Source organism: Pseudomonas izuensis (assembly GCF_009861505.1).
GTDB classification, from domain to species: Bacteria; Pseudomonadota; Gammaproteobacteria; order Pseudomonadales; family Pseudomonadaceae; genus Aquipseudomonas; species Aquipseudomonas izuensis.
In genome coordinates this window covers 15426-36737 of the sequence record NZ_WTFT01000026.1, presented here as the reverse complement: position 1 = coordinate 36737, position 21312 = coordinate 15426, and the positions used below count along the sequence as shown (strand labels likewise).

Genomic DNA, 21312 nt, shown 5'->3' with positions numbered 1-21312 from the left:
AAGAGCTTTCGCACCCAGGCCACTGGCGTTATCCTTGATTTCATCACTATTGCCCCAGGGCGGCTAAATACGACCTTGAACGCACCCATCGAACCACATCGTTTCATCCTCGAGCCTTTTGAGGCTCGCCGTTTCGCCAATCTGTGCGGGCAATTCGACGAGCACTTGCGCTTGATCGAACAGCGCCTGACCATCGAGATCCGCAATCGCGGCAACCAGTTCGAACTGATCGGCGAGCGTAAACACACCACCTCCGCGGAAAACCTCCTGCGCCGCCTGTACCGGGAAACCAAGGGTACCGAGCTGTCGCCGGACATGGTTCACCTGTTCCTGCAGGAATCCGCTGTCGAAGAGCTGGACAACCATTCGCCCGCCGACGCCTCCGTCGCCCTGCGCACCAAAAAAGGCATGATTCGCCCACGCGGCGTGAATCAGCAGCGCTACGTGAAGGAAATCCTCGGTAACGACATCAACTTCGGCATTGGCCCGGCCGGTACCGGCAAGACCTATCTGGCTGTTGCCTGCGCGGTGGACGCCCTGGAACGCGAGCAGATCCGTCGCATCCTGCTGGTGCGCCCGGCTGTCGAAGCGGGAGAAAAACTCGGCTTCCTGCCTGGCGACCTGTCCCAGAAAATCGATCCGTACCTGCGCCCGCTCTACGATGCGCTCTACGAAATGCTCGGTTTCGAACATGTGGCCAAGCTGATCGAGCGCCAGGTCATCGAAGTCGCGCCGCTGGCCTACATGCGTGGTCGTACGCTGAACAACAGTTTCATCATCCTCGACGAAAGCCAGAACACCACCGTCGAGCAAATGAAGATGTTCCTGACCCGGATCGGCTTCGGCTCAACGGCCGTCATCACCGGTGACATCACCCAGGTCGACCTGCCACGAGGCACCAAATCCGGTTTGCATCACGTGATCGAAGTGTTGAAAGACGTGCCAGGCATCAGTTTCACCCACTTCCAGCCCAAGGACGTCGTGCGCCATCCGTTGGTGCAGCGCATTGTCGAAGCCTATGAGCGCTTCGAAAATCGTGTGGCTGATGAAGCACCAAAGGACAACCGCCGCGATGCTTGAGCTTGACCTGCAAATCGCGACCGAAGCACCCGCCCCCAGCGAAGCCGATTTCCGCCAGTGGTGTGAACTGGCCCTGCGCCAGCGCACCGCCGACTCCGAAATGACCATTCGACTGGTCGACGAAGCCGAAGGCCGCGAGCTGAACCACACCTGGCGGCAGAAGGATTATGCCACTAACGTATTGTCATTCCCTGCCGATGTGCCGGACGAGTTTCTCGACATCCCGTTGCTGGGCGACCTGGTGATCTGCGTCGCCGTGGTCGAGCGCGAAGCTGCCGAACAGGGCAAGGAACTCAAGGCCCATTGGGCACACCTGGTGATTCACGGCTGCTTGCATCTACTCGGTTACGACCACATAGATGATGAGGAAGCCGAAGAAATGGAAGCACTGGAACGGGCATTGCTTGCAGAACTGGGCTATCCCGATCCGTACGCGGACGACGAAACCGAAACCTCCCCAACCGCCACAACAAAGGATTCAGAGTAATCGCTATGAGCGAAGATCGATCGAGCAACGGGCAGAAGTCCTGGCTGGGTAAGCTCACCCAGGCTTTTGCCCACGAGCCGAAGAACCGCCAGGAGCTGCTGGAGCTGCTGCGCGATGCACACCAGAACAAACTGCTGGACAGCGAAGCGCTGGCCATCGTCGAAGGCGCCATTCAGGTGGCTGACCTGCAGGTACGGGACATCATGGTCCCGCGCTCGCAGATGATCAGCATCAAGGCGACCCAGACACCCCGCGAGTTCCTGCCTGCCGTCGTCGACTCGGCCCACTCCCGCTACCCGGTGATCGGCGAAAGCCACGATGACGTGATGGGCGTGTTGCTGGCCAAGGACTTGCTGCCGCTGATCCTCAAGGAGAACGGCGACCACTTCAACATCAAGGATCTGCTGCGCCCGGCCACCTTCGTGCCGGAATCCAAGCGCCTGAACGTGTTGCTGCGCGAGTTCCGCGCCAACCACAACCACATGGCCATCGTCATCGATGAGTACGGCGGCGTGGCAGGCCTGGTGACCATTGAAGACGTGCTGGAGCAGATCGTCGGCGACATCGAAGACGAGCACGACGTCGAAGAAGACAGCTACATCAAGCCGCTGCCCAGCGGTGATTTCCTGATCAAGGCCCTGACACCGATCGAAAACTTCAACGAATTCTTCGACAGCGAATTCTCTGACGATGAGTTCGACACCGTTGGCGGCCTGGTGATGAGCGCATTCGGACACTTGCCAAAGCGTAACGAAATCACTGAAATCGGCACCTATCGTTTCCGCATCCTCAATGCGGACAGTCGCCGAATTCATTTGCTGCGCCTGACGCCTATCGCCCGGTAAAAACTAAGGATTGAAATGCGCTGGATAACCCGCCCCGGCTGGCCCGGTAACCTGCTGGCCGTGGCGGCCGGTGCAATCACCACCCTGGCCCTGGCGCCGTTTAATATCTGGCCATTGGCCTTGCTGGCCGTCGGGTTGTTCTATGCCGGCCTGCGTGAACTGAGCCCGCGTCAGGCCCTGGGTCGGGGCTGGTGCTTCGGCTTCGGCCTGTTCGGCGCCGGAACCAGCTGGATCTACTACAGCATCCACCATTTCGGCGGCGCCTCGGTCCTGCTGGCCGGGTTCCTGATGCTGATATTCACCGCGGCAATTGCCTGGTTCTTCGCCCTCCCGGCCTGGCTCTGGGCGCGTTGGCTACGGCGCAACGAAGCGCCACTGGCCGACGCCTTGGCTTTCGCGGCACTCTGGGTTGGCCAGGAAGCGTTCCGTGGCTGGTTCCTGACCGGTTTCCCATGGCTTTATTCCGGTTACAGCCAGCTCGACGGCCCCTTGACCGGGCTTGCCCCCGTCGGCGGCATGTGGCTGATTTCCTTCACGCTGGCCCTGACCGCCGCGCTGGTTTACAACGGTTTGCGCCTGGTCCGCAGTGGCCGCAAAGGTTTCATCGTACTCGGCGCCCTGCTGCTGGTCGGCCCATGGGTGGCCGGCATGGCGCTCAAGCATCATGCATGGACCAGCCCGGCGGGCGCGCCGCTGAGCGTCGCGGCCATTCAGGGCAACATCGAACAGAGCATGAAATGGGACCCGGCCCAGCTCAATGCCCAGTTGGCGCTGTACCGCGACATGAGCTTCAGCTCCAAGCGTGTAGACCTGTTGATCTGGCCGGAAACCGCGATCCCGGTGCTCAAGGAGTCAGCTGAAGGCTACCTGGACATGATGGGCAAATTCGCCGCCGAACGGGATTCGGCAATGATTACCGGTGTACCGATCAGGGAAGTCGTTCGTCATGAGAAACGCTTCTTCAACGGCATAACCGTGGTAGGTGAAGGCGATGGCACCTACCTCAAACAGAAACTGGTGCCGTTCGGCGAGTACGTTCCACTGCAAGATGTGTTGCGGGGATTGATTGCGTTCTTCGACCTGCCAATGTCGGACTTCGCTCGCGGCCCCGCCGATCAGGCCATGTTGCAAGCCAAGGGCTACCAGATCGCACCGTTCATCTGCTACGAAGTGGTGTATCCGGAGTTTGCCGCCGGCCTCGCCGCACAAAGCGAACTGCTGCTGACCATCAGTAATGACACCTGGTTTGGTACGTCCATCGGTCCATTGCAACATTTGCAAATGGCACAGATGCGCGCATTGGAAGCCGGCCGCTGGATGATCCGGGCCACCAATAACGGCGTAACCGGCCTGATCAACCCGTTCGGCCAGATCACGGCGCAGATCCCGCAATTCGAACGCGGCATCCTGTACGGTGACGTCGTGCCGATGCACAACCTGACGCCTTACCTACAATGGCGTTCGTGGCCATTGATCATTGTCTGCGTGTTGTTGTTTGGCTGGGCGCTGGTGGCGAACCGGATGGCCAAAACCGTCTGAACCGATGATGCATGAGACGTGTAGGAGCTGGCTTGTCGGATCGCCGCACCGCAGCGAAGGCGCCACCCCTTTCGCCGGCAAGCCGGCTCCTACAGAAAGACCGTAATCATTGGATTATCAATAAAACAACGAATACCCCACCTGTCCCACCGCCTCGTTTATCAACTGCCCGCTACGCCAGATCGCGTTGATTTCCGGCATCCAGCCGCCCAGTGGCTTGCCGTTGTCGTCGGTACCCAGAAATCCCATTGGCGCAGGCACCACTTCAAACCCGGCCTTGCGAAAACTCCAGACCGCTCGCGGCATGTGCCAGGCCTGAGTCACGAGCACCACACGCTTGATGCCTTCGGGCAATAACACCTCGGCACTGAGCTGCGCATTCTCCCAGGTCGTGCGGCTACGCCCCTCCTGCCAACGCACGGAAACGCCGAAATCATCGCGCAACGAATCAGCCATCAATTTTGCTTCGGTTGGCGGAGTGCCGTAATGCAGGCCGCCGCTGGTCAGAATCGGCAAGCCCGAGGCCTTGGCCAGACGTGCTGCATAGCGCTGACGCTCCAGGCCCAGGCCCGTTGGCTGATCTTCACCCCACGCCAGATCGCCCCGCTCGCGGCCCGAACCCAGCACCACGATCGCATCCGCGTGCTGCCCCAACGTCACCCACTCCTCGAGCGCCAACGGCGGTTCACGCTCCAGTAGTGCGGCGCTCCATTGCACCACAATCGGCAGGCTCATCAGCCAGAAACCGCCCAACCCGAGGGCAAAGCAGACGCTGGCAAGCCGTGGTCTTGAGCGGCGCAAGTACCAGGCAAGCAAAAGCAGCAGCAACAGAATGCCTGGCGGCAAGAGAAGTTGTTTCACGAAATAACGAAAAGGCATCAGGCATCCCCTTGAAGATGCCCGAAGCCTATGTGGAATGACACAATGCGACAATCAATACGGAAGGACTATGCTTCAGAAAATCATGGAGCATGGCTCTGTGCCCTATTTGCACTGCAGCGACCGGACCTTTACCGCGTCTCTGCCGGGTGCCTTGTCCTTGAGCCAGATGATCTTGGCCGAACGTGGTGCGTCGAGTTGCTTCACTGCTTCAGACAAGCATCCGTGCGTCTCACGTTCACTGCGATCCAGATACGCCTTGACCAGAGCAAACTCTGCGGGGCTCAGGCCGCGCAGCTCCAGTTCCAGTGGGCGTTCGTCGCGCAGCCGACCAGCGGTTTTTGCCGCTTCCAGGGCCATGCCCAGACGATCGATCAGTCTTTCGTACAGCTCCGGTTTTGTAGCTTTTTGCCGTGACTCAACCATCCCTCACCTCATTGGAAGATAAGACCTACTCCCCAGTTAGAGCTTAGCCTCCATGCACAAACCGGCTGAACGCCGCGACCAACGGCCCTCGCAGCGGTTTTGGCGAGACGCGTGGCAGTAATCAGGGTTTCCCTCGGTCGAGTGCGGTCATGTATGCTACGACGCTTCCTGTAACTCCACTTCCAGCTCGCCTGGACACCGAAACGCCGAATTGGCGCCTTCATCGTCCAGCGTTGCATTGAAGAGGATTAGGCCACCCCTATTCAGTTCAAAAGTAGCCATGCACGAACAATATCAGCCCCGTGAAATCGAAGCCGCCGCCCAGTCGTTCTGGGACGAGCAAAAGTCCTTTGAAGTCAGTGAACAGCCAGGCAAGGAGACTTACTACTGCCTGTCGATGTTCCCTTACCCCAGCGGCAAGCTACACATGGGGCACGTGCGCAACTACACCATCGGCGACGTGATCTCCCGCTATCAGCGCATGCAAGGCAAGAACGTCCTGCAACCCATGGGTTGGGACGCCTTCGGCATGCCGGCGGAAAACGCCGCGATGAAGAACAACGTAGCGCCCGCCAAGTGGACCTACGAAAACATCGCCTACATGAAAACCCAGCTGCGCAGCCTGGGCCTGGCGGTGGACTGGTCGCGCGAAGTGACCACCTGCAAGCCTGACTACTATCGCTGGGAACAATGGCTGTTCACTCGCCTGTTCGAAAAAGGCGTGATTTACAAAAAAAGCGGCACCGTGAACTGGGACCCGGTCGACCAGACCGTTCTGGCCAACGAGCAGGTAATCGACGGACGCGGCTGGCGTTCCGGCGCGCTGATCGAAAAGCGCGAAATCCCGATGTACTACTTCAAGATCACCGCCTACGCGGATGAGCTGCTGGAGAGCCTCGACGAGTTGACTGGCTGGCCTGAACAGGTCAAGACCATGCAGCGCAACTGGATCGGCAAGTCCCGCGGCATGGAAGTGCAGTTCCCGTACAACGTCGATTCCATTGGCGAAACCGGTACGATGAAGGTCTTCACCACCCGTCCGGATACCCTGATGGGCGCAACCTACGTCGCCGTGGCCGCCGAACACCACCTGGCCACCCTGGCTGCCCGGAACAATCCTGAGCTGCAAGCGTTCATCGCCGAATGCAAAAGCGGCAGCGTCGCCGAAGCCGACGTCGCCACCCAGGAGAAAAAAGGCCTGCCGACCGGCCTGTTCGTCGAGCACCCGCTGACCGGCGAAAAGCTGCCGGTATGGGTCGCCAACTACGTGCTGATGCACTACGGCGATGGCGCGGTCATGGCGGTTCCGGCGCACGATGAGCGTGATTTCGAATTCGCCACCAAATACAACCTGCCGGTCAAGTCCGTGGTACGCACCAGCTCCGGTGAGACCAACCCGGCACCGTGGCAGGACGCCTACGGCGAGCACGGTACGCTGATCAACTCCGGCGAATTCGACGGCCTCGACTTCGCCGGCGCTTTCGACGCCATCGAAGTGGCGCTGATCAAGAAGAACCTTGGCGCTTCTCGCACCCAGTTCCGCCTGCGCGACTGGGGCATCAGCCGTCAACGCTACTGGGGCTGCCCGATCCCGATCATCCACTGCAAAACCTGCGGTGACGTGCCGGTGCCGGAAGATCAACTGCCGGTCGTGCTGCCGGAAGACGTCGTGCCCGATGGCGCCGGTTCGCCACTGGCGCGCATGCCCGAGTTCTACGAATGCAGCTGCCCGAAATGCGGCCAGCCTGCCAAGCGTGAAACCGACACCATGGACACCTTCGTCGAGTCCTCCTGGTACTACGCGCGCTATGCCTCGCCGCGCTATGAAGGCGGCCTGGTGGAAAAATCGGCAGCCGACCACTGGTTGCCGGTGGACCAATACATCGGCGGCATCGAACACGCCATCCTTCACCTGCTTTACGCACGTTTCTTCCACAAACTGATGCGTGACGAAGGCCTGGTGAGCTCCAACGAGCCCTTCAAGAACCTGCTGACCCAGGGCATGGTGATCGCCGAGACTTACTATCGTCGCGAAGCCAATGGTGCCTACACCTGGTTCAACCCGGCGGACGTCGAACTCGAGCGCGACAGCAAGGCCAAGGTCATCAGCGCCAAGCTGATCGCCGACGGCCTGCCGGTTGAAATCGGCGGCACCGAGAAGATGGCCAAGTCGAAGAACAACGGCGTCGACCCACAGTCGATGATCGACCAGTTCGGTGCTGATACCTGCCGCCTGTTCATGATGTTCGCCTCGCCACCTGACATGAGCGCGGAATGGTCCGACTCCGGCGTGGAAGGTTCGCACCGTTTCCTCAAGCGCGTCTGGCGCCTGGCTCAAGCGCACGTCACTCAGGGCCTGCCGGGCAAACTGGACGTTGCCAGCCTGAACGACGAGCAGAAAGCCATTCGCCGCTCGATCCACCAGGCCATCAAGCAAGCCAGCCACGACGTCGGCCAGAACCACAAGTTCAACACCGCCATCGCCCAGGTGATGACGCTGATGAACGTGCTGGAAAAAGCCGCACAGAGCACCGAACAGGATCGCGCGCTGGTTCAGGAAGGTCTGGAAACCGTGACGTTGCTGCTGGCACCGATCACCCCGCACATCAGCCACGAACTGTGGAGCCGACTGGGTCACGCCGATCCGGTGATCGACGCCGCCTGGCCAGTGCTGGACGAAAGCGCACTGGTACAGGACAGCCTGCAACTGGTGATTCAGGTCAACGGCAAGCTGCGCGGCCACATCGAAATGCCGGCCAGCGCCAGCCGCGAAGAAGTCGAAGCCGCCGCACGGGCCAACGAGAACGTGCTGCGTTTCGTGGACGGTCTGACCATTCGCAAAGTGATTGTGGTACCCGGAAAACTGGTCAATATCGTCGCCAGCTAATGGGATCAGGCGCCAGGTCAAGCCTGGCGCCGCGTTAAACCTTTCGGGCCGCAAGATCGGCCCACATGGTTTCAAGGGGAGCAACACAATGATCAAACGCAACTTGCTGGTGATGGGCCTTGCGGTCCTGCTGAGCGCCTGCGGTTTCCAGCTGCGCGGCACCGGCACCACCGAACTGGCGATCAAGGAAATCGACCTGAGCGCCCGCAACGCCTATGGCGAAACTGTGACGCAACTGCGTCAGGTACTCGATAGCAGCGGCGTCAAGGTCTATTCCGGCGCACCGTACAAGCTTGTGCTGACGGATGAGCAGGAAACCCAGCGTATCCTCAGCTACGCGGGTGCCGGTCGTACTGGCGAATATCAAATGAACACCGTGCTTAACTACAGCATCCTCAGCCACGGCAACCTGACCCTGATGGCTGACAAGCTTGAAGTCGGGAAGGTCTTCATTCATGACGGCAACAACCTGGTGGGTTCCGACCAGGAGGCTGCCGATGCCCGCCGGGAAATGCATCGCGAGCTGGTACAGCGCATGATGCTGCGCCTGCAACAGATCACTCCAACTCAATTGGAGCAGTTGCAGCAGACTGCCGAGGCCAAAGCCAAGGCAGATGCCGCAGCACTGGAAGCGGCGCGCAAGGCTGAAGCGGATACACCGCGCCAGTCGCCTATCGAACTGCCGCGGCAGTAAGACTTACGGGGCGTTCAGGCGCCCCGTTCGCCCTCTCTTATGAAGCTCGCTCCCGCCCAACTCGGCAAACACCTGCAAGGTGCCCTCGCGCCGGTCTATGTGATCAGTGGCGATGACCCCTTGCTGTGTCAGGAAGCCGCCGACGCCATCCGCGCCGCCGCCCGTCAACAGGGCTTCGATGAGCGCCAGGTTTTTGCCGCCGACGCCAGTTTCGACTGGGGTACGTTGCTGCAGGCCGGTGCCAGCATGTCGCTGTTCGCTGAGAAGCGCTTGCTTGAACTGCGCCTGCCCTCGGGCAAACCGGGTGACAAAGGTGCCGCCGCGCTCATTGAATACTGCTCGCGACCGGCCGAAGACACGGTGTTGCTGATCAGCCTGCCAAAGCTCGATGGCAGCGCACAGAAAACCAAGTGGGGCAAGGCGCTGGTCGAAGGCCAGCAGACACAGTTCGTGCAGATATGGCCGGTGGATGTCAGCCAGTTGCCGAGCTGGATCCGCCAACGTTTGTCCCAGGCCGGACTGTCCGCCACACAGGATGCCGTCGAACTGATCGCCGCCCGGGTCGAGGGCAACCTGTTGGCTGCCGCCCAGGAAATCGAAAAGCTCAAGCTGATGGCCGAAGAAGGCCAGATCACTGTCGAAACCGTGCAGGCTGCGGTGGCTGACAGCGCGCGCTTCGATGTCTTCGGACTGACCGATGCGATCCTCAACGGTGAAGCCGCCCACGCCCTGCGTATGCTCGAAGGGCTGCGCGGTGAAGGTGTCGAACCACCGGTGATTCTCTGGGCGCTGGCCAGGGAGCTGCGTCTGCTGGCCAATATTTCCCTGCAATACAGCCAGGGCACGCCGCTGGACAAAGCCTTCAGTCAGGCCAGGCCACCCGTCTGGGACAAGCGCAAACCGCTGATGAGCAAAGCCCTGCAACGCTATTCGGCGCAACGCTGGGCGCAATTGCTGCTCGAAGCGCAGCGCATCGATGCGCAGATCAAGGGGCAAGCAGCCGGTTCGCCGTGGATGAGCTTGAGCCGGTTGACGCTGTTGATGGCTGGCCAGCGGTTGTCGTTGCCCGCCGAGTAAGGCTCTTCAATTGCATAACGGCCATTCGCGGGCAAGCCTCGCTCCCACAGGTCCGCGCAACTTCTGTGGGAGCGGGCTTGCCCGCGAACGTCAGAAAGGTCCTACACAATGTGGGGACTAGACAGAACCCCAGCTTCGGCCGATGATTCGCCCCGCAATATCCACTCACTCGCGAGAAACCATCATGAGCAAAAAGCCATCCAAACATGGCCCAAACAAGGCCAAATCCATCATCGCCCAGCCACTGTTCCGCAGCCGCCAGGAACGAGCCGGCAAGGGCAAAGGCAGCTACCGCCGCGAAGCCTTCCAGTCTAATAGCTGGGAGGCTTCTTACTTTCTGGCCGCCTGAAAAGGCAAGCATCCGCTCAACATGTTAAGGTCTGTACCTGATTCGTTTTCCCTGGACCCGTGCATGCCCCTTAGTCTTTCCCGTCGTTGGCCCCTGCGCCAATTGATCGCTGCCTCCAGCCTCATTTTGCTAGTCGCCTGCGCGGAAAAGCCCACCGCCGCCGACGCACAGCCGCTTCAGACACCCCCTGTCGCCACCGCCCCTGCCGTCGTTGCGCCCGTGGTGCCGAGCGACGAAAACCTCGATATCCAGCCGACCCAGACCTTTGCCGAATGGCAGGCGGGCTTTCGAAAGGATGCCCTGGCCGCCGGTATTCGTGCCGATTTGTTTGATCGGGCCTTCGCCAATGTCAGCTTCGACCCCAGCGTGATTCGTGCCGATCGCAGCCAGCCGGAATTCGCCCGGCCGGTGTGGGAATACCTCGACGGTGCCCTGTCGCCGCTGCGGGTACGCAAAGGTCAGTCGTTGGTCAGCGAGAACGCCGCCATCCTGCAAAGCATCGAGCAACGCTACGGCGTCGACCGCGAGGCATTGGTCGCGGTGTGGGGCATGGAAAGTAATTTCGGCCAGTTCCAGGGCAACAAGTCAGTGATCAACTCGCTGGCCACCCTGGCCTACGAAGGCCGGCGCCCGGCTTTCGCCCATGCGCAATTGATCGCCGCGCTGCAGATTCTGCAACAGGGTGATATCGAACCCGAGAAAATGCTCGGCTCCTGGGCCGGCGCCATGGGCCAGACCCAATTCATCCCGACCACCTACAACACCCACGCCGTGGACTTCGATGGCGATGGTCGTCGCGACATCTGGGGCAGCTCAACCGACGCCCTGGCCTCGACTGCGCACTACCTGCAAAGCTCTGGCTGGCAGAAGGGCCAGCCGTGGGGTTTCGAAGTTCAGCTGCCGGGCAATTTCAACTATATGTTGGCCGACGGTACTATTCGCAAGAGCGTCGCCGAATGGCGGCAAATCGGTGTCATGCTGCCCAACGGCAGCCAGGTTCCGGCGGGCTCCGAGCAATTGTCTGCGGCGTTGCTGCTGCCGGCCGGTTATCGCGGTCCGGCGTTCCTGGTACTCGATAACTTCCGTGCGATCCTCAAGTACAACAACTCGTCGTCCTACGCATTGGCGGTCGGCTTGTTGTCCGAGCGCTTCCATGGTGCGGGCTTGATTAGCGGGACGTGGCCCAAAGATGATTTGCCGTTGAGCCGCACCGAACGTATCGAACTGCAAAACCTGTTGAGTGCGCAGAACTACGATGCGGGCACCGCGGACGGCATTATCGGCGCCAATACACGCAAAGCGATCCGCAGCGCACAACAGTCGTTTGGCTGGCCGGCGGACGGTTATCCGACGCACAAGTTGCTCGAAGGCCTGCGTAACCGTTAAGAAGCTTCGCTGGCAAGCCAGCTCCTACAGGAATGCGCGCCCCCTGTAGGAGCTGGCTTGCCAGCGAAGGCTGACTGTCAGACAACCAAGCGTTAAGACTTGATCACCACATCCTGCTCCAACACCAACTCCTTGCTCCCCGCATCCAGCCTGACCAGCGCCCCCATAGGCAATGTCAGGTTCGGGTCACAATGCCCGCTGCGCCACCCGGACAACACCGGAATCCGCAACGGCTCGAATGTCTCTTTGAGCAATCGTTCAAGCGCAGGCACCTCAACCCCGGCCATGTCCCCCACCAGCACACCACGCAACTTGCCCAGCGTGCCGGCCAGCCGCAGGTGAGTCAGCAATCGATCGATTCGATACAGCGGCTCATTGATGTCCTCGATAAACAGGATGACACCCTCGGCATCGAGTTCGTAAGGCGTGCCCATGGTCGCGGCGATTATCGACAGATTACCGCCCAGCAAGCGCCCGTGGGCGATGCCTGGTTCGATCGTCGTCAGTGGATAGGCCATGGGGTGTGCCAACACACTGCCCGCCTTCAACTGCCCGCGCAGCATGTTGAAAAACGAAGATTCGGTGGGTTTTTGCTTGTCCCCCAGCAGGTCCGCATTGAGTAGTGGACCATGGAAAGTCACGAAGCCTGCATAACGACTGATCGCCAGATGCAGCGCAGTGATGTCGCTGTAGCCAATGAACGGCTTGGCGTTGTTGCGCAGCAGTTCGAAATCAATGCGATCGAGTAACCTCGGAGTGCCGTAACCACCTCGCAGGCAAATGATGGCATCGACCTCGCAGTCGGCGAACGCGGCATGCAGATCATTGAGCCGCACCTCGTCACTGCCAGCCAGGTAGCCATTCTTCTCGTAGACGCCAGGAAAAATCTTCAGTGAATAACCCCGCGCGCGCATCCATTGCACCGCTTTATCGGTGTCCAGCGGCGCGGGACCGGCCGGCGCGATGACACCGATCAGCCCCTGCGACGGCAAGGCCGGAACCGGAGTGTGAGGACAAAGGGTGTGGGACGGTCGAACGGTCATCCATGAATCTCCCTGGTTGAATACTTCAACACACAGTAGTCAGGAACGGGGACAAACAGAAGAGGGTTTGTCGCCCTGATGGTTGCAGGAAACGGCGGTCATTGCCGTAGGCAATGCAAAAAAATGCCCGCAAGACTGAAAGCCTTGCGGGCGTTTTTCATGACTGGCAATCGATCAGGACGACATCAGCTCGGCCTTGACCAGTTTTGCCTGCTCATCAGCATGGTACGAGGAACGCACCAGCGGACCGGAAGCGACGTTCTTGAAGCCCATCTTGTAACCTTCCTCGGCGAACCAGGCGAAGGTGTCCGGGTGCACGAAGCGTTGCACCGGCAAGTGGCTGCGGGATGGCTGCAAGTACTGGCCCAGGGTCAGCATGTCGATGTCGTGCTCGCGCATACGCTTCATGACTTCGATGACTTCGTCGTCGGTCTCGCCCAGACCCAGCATCAGGCCGGACTTGGTTGGAATGTGCGGCATCATCTGCTTGAAGCGTTGCAGCAGGGTCAGCGACCACTGGTAGTCCGAACCCGGACGCGCAGCCTTGTACAGGCGTGGCACGGTTTCCAGGTTGTGGTTGAACACATCCGGCGGCTCGGCGGCGGTGATTTCCAGGGCGATGTCCATGCGGCCACGGTAGTCCGGAACCAGGGTTTCGAGCTGCACGTTCGGCGACAGTTTGCGGATTTCACGGATGCAGTCGGCGAAATGCTGGGCACCGCCGTCGCGCAGGTCGTCGCGGTCCACCGAGGTGATGACCACGTACTTCAGGCGCAGGTCGGCGATGGCGATGGCCAGGCTCTCCGGCTCGTTGACGTCCAGTGGCTTCGGACGGCCGTGGCCGACGTCGCAGAACGGGCAGCGACGGGTGCAGATGTCGCCCATGATCATGAAGGTCGCGGTGCCGCCGGAGAAGCACTCGCCCAGGTTCGGGCAGGAGGCCTCTTCGCACACGCTGTGCAGCTTGTGTTTGCGCAACAGCGCCTTGATGCGGTCGACTTCCGGAGAGACCGGAATGCGCACTCGAATCCAGTCAGGCTTTTTCGGCAGCTCAGTGGTCGGAATGATCTTTACCGGGATGCGTGCAACCTTCTCGGCGCCGCGCAGCTTTACGCCGGCTTCAACCTTGGGACGCGGGGCCGGGCGCTCGGACACATCGAGCGTCGGGATTACGGTTTGCACTGCATCAGTAGTCATATCAGTCGATTCCGCCCGTGAGGGTCGTCTGCTCAGCATAGTCGAGGTGTTTGACGAGCTGCGCACGCAGCCGGGCACTAACCTCGGCAAATTCAATCGATCCTGCGTGATCGCTCAGCTGGGTCATCGCCAGCCCGGCGTAGCCGCAGGGATTAATCCGTCGAAACGGTTCCAGGTTCATGTCCACGTTCAGGGCCAGGCCATGAAAGGAACAACCGTGGCGGATCCGCAGACCCAGAGACGCGATTTTCGCGCCGTTGACGTAGACACCCGGGGCATCCGGCTTGGCCGCGGCGGTCACGCCATAGCTGGCGAGCAGCTCGATCAGGCACGACTCCATGCGGGTGACCAGGTCACGTACGCCGAAACCCAGCTTGCGTACGTCCAGCAACAGGTAGGCCACCAATTGCCCGGGACCGTGATAGGTCACTTGGCCACCGCGATCGACCTGCACCACCGGGATATCTCCCGGCAGCAGCAAATGCTCGGCCTTGCCCGCCTGGCCCTGGGTAAACACCGGGGGGTGCTCGACCAGCCAGATCTCGTCGGCGGCATCGCTGCCGCGTTCGTTGGTGAAGCGCTGCATGGCATGCCAGACCGGCTCGTAAGCCATCTGGCCAAGTTCGCGAAAGCCCAGCGTGCCGGACATCACAGCACCATGTGCACGAAACCGGTAGCCCGCAGAAAGCTGTTTATGTTGTACAGCTGGTCCTGGTCGGTCGCGACGATGTGCAACTGAATGGTGGTGTACTTGCCGTTGCTGCTTTGACGCTCATCGACACGTGTATCGTTGATCGTCGCGTACTTCTTGACGATTTCGATGATCTTGTCCTTGTTGCCTGCGCCCGTATCGCAAATCACCTTAACCGGATAATCAGTCTGGGGAAATTCGATCTTTGGCGCCTTTACTTCGGTATCGGTCATGGCGTAACGGCCTCGTAAGCGTAAGCCGTGGCGACGGGCATGGCCCCGAGCCGGATCAGCGCGGAGGCCATGCAGGTGCACACTATCAGTTGAACAAGCCGTAGAAGAATAGACGGATGCTATCCCACATGCGACGGAAGATACCACCCTCTTCGACGGCATCCAGAGCGATCAGGTTAGCGCTGTGCACCACCTTGTCGTCCAGTTTGACTTCGACTTTACCGATCACGTCGCCCTTGGCGATTGGCGCAACCAGTTGCGGGTTCATGGTCATGCTCGCGGCGAGCTTTTTCAGCTGGCCTTTTGGCAGGGTCATGGTCAGGTCTTCAGCCAGACCGGCCTTGACCTGGTTGGTAGCGCCCTTCCAGACAGGTGCCTGAGCCAGCTCGGTGCCTTTCTGATAGAAGGTCTGGGTTTCGAAGAAACGGAAGCCATAAGTCAGCAGCTTTTGGGTTTCAGCGGCGCGAGCCACTTCGCTGTTGGTGCCGAACACCACCGCGATCAGGCGCATGCCATCACGTACGGCCGAAGACACCATGCAGTAGCCCGCTTCGTCGGTGTGACCGGTTTTCAGGCCATCGACCGTCTTGTCGCGCCACAGCAGCAGGTTGCGGTTCGGTTGCTTGATGCCGTTCCAGAAGAACTCTTTCTGCGAGTAGATCGCGTAGTGAGCCGGATCTTCGTGGATGATCGCGCGAGCCAGCACGGCCATGTCATGAGCCGACGAGTAGTGCTCAGGGTTCGGCAGACCGGTCGGGTTCATGAAGTGGGTGTTGGTCATGCCCAGGTCGGCAACGGTTTTGTTCATCAGGTCGGCGAACGCGTCTTCGCTGCCGGCGATGTGCTCGGCAACTGCCACACTGGCGTCGTTGCCCGACTGGATGATGATGCCGTGCAGCAAGTCGCTGACGGTCACCTGCGAGCCGACCTTGATGAACATCCGCGAACCGCCGGTGCGCCAGGCGTTTTCGCTGATGGTCACCGGATCGTTTTCACCGATCTGGCCGCGACGGATTTCCAGGGTCGCGATGTACGCTGTCATCAGCTTGGTCAGGCTGGCTGGCGGCAGACGCTGGTCACCATTGTTTTCGACCAGCACGTTGCCGCTGCTGGCGTCCATGAGCACGTAGGCCTTGGCGGCCAATTGCGGTGGCGACGGCATCATCTCGACCGCGAACGCGGCAGGTGAGAGCAGCAGCGGGACTAAAAGGCACAGGCGTTTGGCAAAGGTGGTGATGTTCATCCGTCTCTCGAAATCGCTAATGGAAACTTGCCCGATGGCAAAACTATTCAGACGGCCTTCTAACGGGCCATCGCGTATTCAGTTGCTCACTCTGTAACCCTTGCCGGGTTTTTGTTCTTCGACGAGCCAACAACCTGGTTCATCCCCCAAAACCGCAGATGAACCGTCAATCAAGTCCTACGTATTACTCGGTCACAACACTCGGCGAACCAAGGTTGGCCAGGCGCACACTGTTTTGCACTTGCTGGATTTCACCCGGCGAACCGATCGGTCCCAGGCGAACCCGATGCAGCGTTTGTTGATTGCGCACGATCGAACTGATGAACACCGGAGCGCTCACCATCCCGCTGAGCTTCGACCTCAGGAGTTCTGCAGCGTCCGGGTTGGCGAACGCGCCCACCTGCAGATACTGGCCAGAGGCTGGTGCAGAAGCGTTTTTTTTTGCGTCCGCAATTTGTACGGGGACAACGGCGGCGGCATGTTGCTGCGGCGGTGGCGTCCATTGCTCGACGGTACCGGCCGAGGCCGTCATCGCCGGGGCGCTATTCTGCGCGACTTGTGGCTCGTTGAGCATTAAAGGCGCCGGACGGCCCTTGGCCGCCCAATACGCTTGTGGATCGATACCCTCGACCTTGACCCGTGCGGTGCCGGTTTCGGCATAGCCGAGTTTCTTGGCAGCCGCGTAGGACAGGTCGATGATCCGGTCCGAATAGAACGGTCCACGGTCGTTGACTCGCAGGATCACGGTCCTGTTGTTGTCCAGGTTGGTCACCCGGACGTAACTCGGCAGCGGCAGGGTCTTGTGTGCGGCACTCATGCCATACAAGTCATAGACTTCGCCGTTGGCGGTGTTCTGGCCATGGAACTTGGTTCCGTACCAGGACGCCGTGCCCGACGCCACATAGGTCTTGGATTCCTGCAACGGGAAATAGGTTTTGCCCAGCACGGTGTACGGGTTGGCCTTGTACGGGCCGGTGTGCAAGGTTGGCGTGGCATCCGGGATGCGCGAAACGTCGACGTCCCACCAGGGTGCGCCATCTTTGTGGGCGCGGTTGATGTCCAGCCCCGGCGCCGAGCGCACGGCGGTGGAAGACTTCTGCGTCGGCGAGCGACTGGTCGAACAACTGGCGACCAGCACTGCCAACGCGGCAAATGCCATCAGCTTCAGGGGTTTATTCATAGGCAATGCCCGCATTACTTGACGCCCCGTGCTTGGACCAGCTGTTCAGACAGTTGATGTACGGCCATGGCGTACATCACGCTGCGGTTATAACGCGTGATTGCGTAAAAATTGCTCAGGCCCATCCAGTATTCAGGGCCATTGTCGCCTTCCAGGCGAAAAGCGGTAACCGGCATATCATCGCGCAGCGCATCATGACTTGACCAGCCCAGGGCCCGCAACTCTCCAACGGTTTTAGCCGGCTCTATACCGGTGGTCAAACCTTCGTCCACCTGATCACCGCGCACATCGGCGCGGCTGACCACCGGCTCGCCGGCGACCCAGCCATGACGCTTGAAATAACTGGCGACGCTGCCGATGGCATCGTCCGGGTTGTTCCAGATATTGATGTGGCCATCCCCGTCGAAATCCACTGCATAGGCACGGAAGCTACTGGGCATGAACTGCGGCAAGCCCATCGCCCCGGCATAGGAACCCTTGAGGGTCAACGGGTCAACCTGCTCTTCGCGGGCCAGCAGCAGGAACTCTCGCAATTCCTTGCGGAAAAATTCGGCACGGGGAGGATAGTCGAAACCCAGCGTCGACAAAGCATCAATTACGCGGAAATTACCGGTGTTGCGGCCGAAAAAGGTCTCAACGCCGATGATCGAGACGATGACCTGCGCCGGCACGCCGTATTCCTGTTCGGCACGAGCCAGTACGGCCTCATGCTGTCGCCAGAAGTCCACGCCGCGGGCGATGCGTGCATCGGTGATGAACATCGGGCGATATTCATTCCACTGCTTGACCCGCTCGGCGGGCTTCGAAATCGCATCCAGGATCGACTGTTTACGCTCGGCTTCGCGGAACACGCCCATCAACTGTTCGCCGGCGAAACCATAATCGCGGGTCATTTCACCGACGAACTCGGCCACCTGGGGTGAGCCTTCGTAATCGCCGGCCAACGCTTCCTGCGCGATGCCAATGATGCCTACCAGGCCGACCCACGGCGCATGTCGAGTCGCCCAGCCACGCATTACTTGCATTGAACTCTTCACCTTATTCAAACCTGCGCGATCCACTTGCGATGGGTATGGATCGACATCAAAACCCCAAACGCTGACAGCAGCGTCACCAGCGAAGTTCCTCCGTAGCTAATGAACGGCAACGGCACCCCCACCACCGGCAACAGGCCACTGACCATACCGATGTTGACGAACACATAGACAAAAAACGTCATGGTCAGGCTGCCCGCGAGCAACTTGCCGAACAAGGTTTGGGCCTGGGCGGTAATCACCAGCCCACGACCGATCAGCAACAGGTAGATCAGCAACAGTGCGCAAATACCCACCAGGCCGAACTCTTCACCCATGACCGCAATAATGAAGTCGGTATGGCTTTCCGGAAGGAAATCCAGGTGCGACTGGGTACCCAGCAACCAGCCCTTGCCGAACACACCACCGGAACCGATGGCGGCCTTGGACTGAATGATGTTCCAGCCGGTGCCCAGCGGATCGCTTTCAGGGTCGAGGAACGTCAGGATCCGCTGCTTCTGGTAGTCGTGCATGATAAAGAACCACATGGCGACTGCCACGGGCACAGCGGCGGCAAGCACGCTGAGAATCCAGCGCCAGCGCAACCCACCCATGAACAGCACGAACGCACCACCGGCCAGGATCAGCAGCGACGTGCCAAGGTCCGGCTGACGCACAATCAGAATGAACGGCAAACCAATCAGAAACAGACTGACACCGACATGCTTGAGCTGCGGCGGCAAGGTGCGCTTGGACAGGTACCAGGCGATGGTCGCCGGCATCAGGATCTTCATGAACTCCGAAGGCTGGAAGCGGATCACCCCGGGAATGTTGATCCAGCGTGTGGCGCCCATGGCGTTGTGGCCCATGACGTCCACCACCACCAGCAACAGCACACCGATCACATAGCCGACCGGCACCCAGCGGGCCATGAAGCGCGGTTCGAACTGGGCGATGACGATCATCGACACCAGGCCGATGCCGAACGAAGTGGCCTGTTTGGCCAACAGGTCCCAGCTTTTGCCACTGGCCGAATAGAGCACGAACAGGCTGCCGGCGGCGAGGGTCAGCAGCAGGATCAGCAGCGGGCCGTCGATGTGCAGGCGCTGCAACAGCGTCGCGCGACGCCGCATCACATCCTCGCTGGAGAGCATGCGATCAAAATTATTCATCATGGGCCGTAGCCTCCACGCTAGTAGGGCCGGCGTATTCGGCTTTGAGATGACCGTTCTGATCCAGCAGCCAGGCGTCCATGACTTGACGCACCACTGGCGCGGCCACGCCGGAGCCGGACTCACCGTTTTCGACCATCACCGACACCACGATTTTCGGATCGTCGGCCGGCGCGAAGCCCACGAACAAGGCGTGGTCGCGATGACGCTCCTGCACCTTGGAGCGGTCGTACTTCTCGCCCTGCTTGATCGCGACCACCTGGGCCGTACCACTCTTGCCGGCGATCCGGTACTGCGCACCGATCGAGGCCTTGCGCGCCGTACCGCGGGCGCCGTGCATCACCTGTTGCATGCCGTGGTTGACCTTGGTCCAGTCAGACGGGTCGCGCAGGATGATGTCCGGCATCGGGTTCTGATCCACCGGCTTCTCGCCCTCGATGGTCTTGGCCAGATGCGGACGGTTCCAGACACCTTTGTTGGCCACCAATGCCGTGGCCTGGGCCAGTTGCAGCGGCGTCGACTGCATGTAGCCCTGACCGATACCAAGAATCAGCGTTTCACCCGGGAACCATGCCTGACGGCGCGTCGCACGCTTCCACTCGCGGGTCGGCATCAACCCCGGCGACTCTTCGAACATGTCCAAAGACACCTTCTGACCAATGCCGAATTTGCTCAGGTACGACGACAATCGATCGATCCCCAGCTTGTGGGCCAGGTCATAGAAGTAGGTGTCGTTGGAACGCATGATCGCCGTGTCGAGGTCGACGAAGCCATCACCGGTGCGGTTCCAGTTGCGGTACTTGTGATCGTAGTTGGGCAGCATGTAGTAGCCGGGGTCGAACACCCGGCTCGAGGCCGTCACCACGCCCGCGTCCAGGCCGGCGATCGCCACCGCCGGCTTGATGGTCGAACCCGGCGGATACAGACCACGCAACACGCGGTTGAACAGCGGCCGGTCGATGGAGTCGCGCAGTTCGGAATAGGCCTTGAAGCTGATGCCGGTGACGAACAGGTTCGGGTCGAAACTCGGCTGGCTGACCATTGCCAGCACTTCACCGGTTTTCGGGTCCAGCGCCACCACCGCGCCACGACGACCACCGAGCGCAGCTTCGGCGGCTTCCTGCAATTTGATGTCCAGGCTCAGGACGATGTCCTTGCCGGGAATCGGATCGGTACGCTTGAGCACGCGCAATACGCGGCCCCGGGCGTTGGTCTCGACTTCCTCGTAACCCACCTGGCCGTGCAATTCAGGCTCGTAGAAGCGCTCAATGCCGGTTTTGCCAATTTGATGGGTGCCGCTGTAGCTCACCGGGTCCAGAGACTTCAGCTCTTTCTCGTTGATCCGCCCCATGTAACCCACCGAATGCGCAAAATGCGCGCCCTGCGGGTAGTGACGGACCAGCTGCGCGACCACTTCCACCCCAGGCAGGCGGAACTGGTTCACAGCGATCCTGGCGATCTGCTCTTCGGTCAATTCGAACATGATCGGCACCGGCTCGAACGGCCGACGCCCCTGGCGCATGCGCTTCTCGAAAATCACCCGGTCCTCGGGCGTGAGTTCCAGCACCTGAACGATCACATCGAGCACCTGCTGCCAGTCGCCAGAGCGCTCGCGAGTCATGCTCAGGCTGAAGCTGGGCCGGTTGTCGGCAATCACTACACCGTTGCGGTCGTAAATCAATCCGCGGGGCGGCGGAATCGGCTGCACATGGACCCGATTGTTTTCCGACAGGGTCGAGTGGTACTCGTACTGGATGACCTGCAGAAAATACAGGCGCGCAATCAGCACGCCGATCAATGTCACGACCGCAATTGCCCCGAACACGACGCGGCCACGCACCAGACGGGCGTCTTTTTCGTGGTCCTTGATGCGGATCGGCTGGGTCATGAG

The 21312-nt window shown here is 60.3% G+C and carries 20 protein-coding genes; 9 read left to right on the top strand and 11 right to left on the bottom strand.

The features are described from left to right. Nucleotides 1-75 precede the first annotated feature (75 nt). From GPL81_RS21140 to lnt, 4 genes are read left to right on the top strand one after another with little or no spacing between them, the layout of a single operon-like run. On the top strand, nucleotides 76-1080 hold the full coding sequence (locus GPL81_RS21140) for a PhoH family protein (protein WP_096514920.1): 1005 nt from the start codon (nucleotides 76-78) through the stop codon (nucleotides 1078-1080). Continuing rightward, nucleotides 1073-1567 (top strand): rRNA maturation RNase YbeY, encoded by a 495-nt coding sequence (gene ybeY, locus GPL81_RS21135; RefSeq protein ID WP_160108312.1) that lies wholly within the window; start codon nucleotides 1073-1075, stop codon nucleotides 1565-1567. The genes GPL81_RS21140 and ybeY overlap by 8 nt, the downstream gene beginning before the upstream one ends. Nucleotides 1568-1572: 5 nt before the next feature. Next, nucleotides 1573-2412, top strand: coding sequence for a CorC family transporter (locus GPL81_RS21130; protein ID WP_095197255.1), 840 nt, complete (start codon nucleotides 1573-1575; stop codon nucleotides 2410-2412). 15 nt (nucleotides 2413-2427) lie between these two features. After that, the gene (gene lnt, locus GPL81_RS21125; protein WP_160108311.1) at nucleotides 2428-3951 is read left to right on the top strand and encodes an apolipoprotein N-acyltransferase; all 1524 of its coding nucleotides are present in this window, start codon (nucleotides 2428-2430) and stop codon (nucleotides 3949-3951) included. 117 nt (nucleotides 3952-4068) lie between these two features. Here the strand turns inward: lnt and GPL81_RS21120 are convergent, their stop codons facing one another. Together GPL81_RS21120 and GPL81_RS21115 are read right to left on the bottom strand one after the other, a co-directional pair. After that, entirely contained in the window at nucleotides 4069-4830 is a 762-nt protein-coding gene (locus GPL81_RS21120) for a YdcF family protein (protein ID WP_160108310.1), read from the bottom strand. A 105-nt stretch (nucleotides 4831-4935) separates the two neighbouring features. Next, nucleotides 4936-5256 carry a hypothetical protein gene (locus GPL81_RS21115; RefSeq protein WP_096514910.1) on the bottom strand — a complete coding sequence of 107 codons (321 nt, stop codon included), beginning with the start codon at nucleotides 5254-5256 and terminating at the stop codon, nucleotides 4936-4938. Nucleotides 5257-5536: 280 nt separating this feature from the next. Between GPL81_RS21115 and leuS the strand changes: the two genes are divergently transcribed. The 5 genes from leuS (at nucleotide 5537) to GPL81_RS21090 (ending at nucleotide 11649) form a co-directional block, all read left to right on the top strand. Next, on the top strand, nucleotides 5537-8143 hold the full coding sequence (gene leuS / locus GPL81_RS21110; RefSeq protein WP_160108309.1) for a leucine--tRNA ligase: 2607 nt from the start codon (nucleotides 5537-5539) through the stop codon (nucleotides 8141-8143). An 88-nt stretch (nucleotides 8144-8231) separates the two neighbouring features. Continuing rightward, a complete protein-coding gene (locus GPL81_RS21105; protein WP_160108308.1) occupies nucleotides 8232-8837 on the top strand; it encodes an LPS-assembly lipoprotein LptE in 606 nt (201 codons plus the stop codon). A gap of 39 nt (nucleotides 8838-8876) precedes the next feature. Beyond that, a complete protein-coding gene (gene holA / locus GPL81_RS21100) occupies nucleotides 8877-9914 on the top strand; it encodes a DNA polymerase III subunit delta (protein WP_096514906.1) in 1038 nt (345 codons plus the stop codon). 184 nt (nucleotides 9915-10098) lie between these two features. Continuing rightward, nucleotides 10099-10263: an alternative ribosome rescue factor ArfA gene (gene arfA, locus GPL81_RS21095; RefSeq protein WP_003176285.1), complete on the top strand. Its 165-nt coding sequence runs from the start codon at nucleotides 10099-10101 to the stop codon at nucleotides 10261-10263. Nucleotides 10264-10326: 63 nt separating this feature from the next. Next, on the top strand, nucleotides 10327-11649 hold the full coding sequence (locus GPL81_RS21090) for a lytic murein transglycosylase (protein ID WP_096514904.1): 1323 nt from the start codon (nucleotides 10327-10329) through the stop codon (nucleotides 11647-11649). A 92-nt stretch (nucleotides 11650-11741) separates the two neighbouring features. On the opposite strand, the gene GPL81_RS21085 is transcribed toward GPL81_RS21090, so the two are convergent. The 9 genes from GPL81_RS21085 to mrdA all read right to left on the bottom strand — a co-directional run bounded on the left by GPL81_RS21085 (nucleotide 11742) and on the right by mrdA (nucleotide 21309). Beyond that, nucleotides 11742-12692, bottom strand: a complete 951-nt coding sequence (locus GPL81_RS21085; RefSeq protein ID WP_160108307.1) for a S66 peptidase family protein — start codon at nucleotides 12690-12692, stop codon at nucleotides 11742-11744. 174 nt (nucleotides 12693-12866) lie between these two features. Further along, nucleotides 12867-13889 carry a lipoyl synthase gene (gene lipA / locus GPL81_RS21080; protein WP_121105785.1) on the bottom strand — a complete coding sequence of 341 codons (1023 nt, stop codon included), beginning with the start codon at nucleotides 13887-13889 and terminating at the stop codon, nucleotides 12867-12869. Nucleotide 13890: 1 nt separating this feature from the next. Then, entirely contained in the window at nucleotides 13891-14538 is a 648-nt protein-coding gene (gene lipB, locus GPL81_RS21075; RefSeq protein WP_121105787.1) for a lipoyl(octanoyl) transferase LipB, read from the bottom strand. Continuing rightward, nucleotides 14538-14813, bottom strand: a complete 276-nt coding sequence (locus tag GPL81_RS21070) for a DUF493 domain-containing protein (RefSeq protein ID WP_093229879.1) — start codon at nucleotides 14811-14813, stop codon at nucleotides 14538-14540. The genes lipB and GPL81_RS21070 overlap by 1 nt, the downstream gene beginning before the upstream one ends. 85 nt (nucleotides 14814-14898) lie before the next feature. Then, nucleotides 14899-16056 carry a D-alanyl-D-alanine carboxypeptidase family protein gene (locus tag GPL81_RS21065; protein ID WP_160108306.1) on the bottom strand — a complete coding sequence of 386 codons (1158 nt, stop codon included), beginning with the start codon at nucleotides 16054-16056 and terminating at the stop codon, nucleotides 14899-14901. A gap of 184 nt (nucleotides 16057-16240) precedes the next feature. Further along, complete coding sequence (locus GPL81_RS21060; RefSeq protein WP_096514896.1) at nucleotides 16241-17251, bottom strand: septal ring lytic transglycosylase RlpA family protein; 1011 nt, start codon at nucleotides 17249-17251, stop codon at nucleotides 16241-16243. Next, nucleotides 17251-18261 carry a lytic murein transglycosylase B gene (mltB, locus tag GPL81_RS21055; RefSeq protein ID WP_160108305.1) on the bottom strand — a complete coding sequence of 337 codons (1011 nt, stop codon included), beginning with the start codon at nucleotides 18259-18261 and terminating at the stop codon, nucleotides 17251-17253. The genes GPL81_RS21060 and mltB overlap by 1 nt, the downstream gene beginning before the upstream one ends. Nucleotides 18262-18278: 17 nt before the next feature. Continuing rightward, nucleotides 18279-19382, bottom strand: a complete 1104-nt coding sequence (gene rodA / locus GPL81_RS21050; RefSeq protein WP_177435621.1) for a rod shape-determining protein RodA — start codon at nucleotides 19380-19382, stop codon at nucleotides 18279-18281. 31 nt (nucleotides 19383-19413) lie between these two features. Further along, the gene (gene mrdA / locus GPL81_RS21045) at nucleotides 19414-21309 is read right to left on the bottom strand and encodes a penicillin-binding protein 2 (RefSeq protein WP_160108304.1); all 1896 of its coding nucleotides are present in this window, start codon (nucleotides 21307-21309) and stop codon (nucleotides 19414-19416) included. Nucleotides 21310-21312 lie beyond the last annotated feature (3 nt).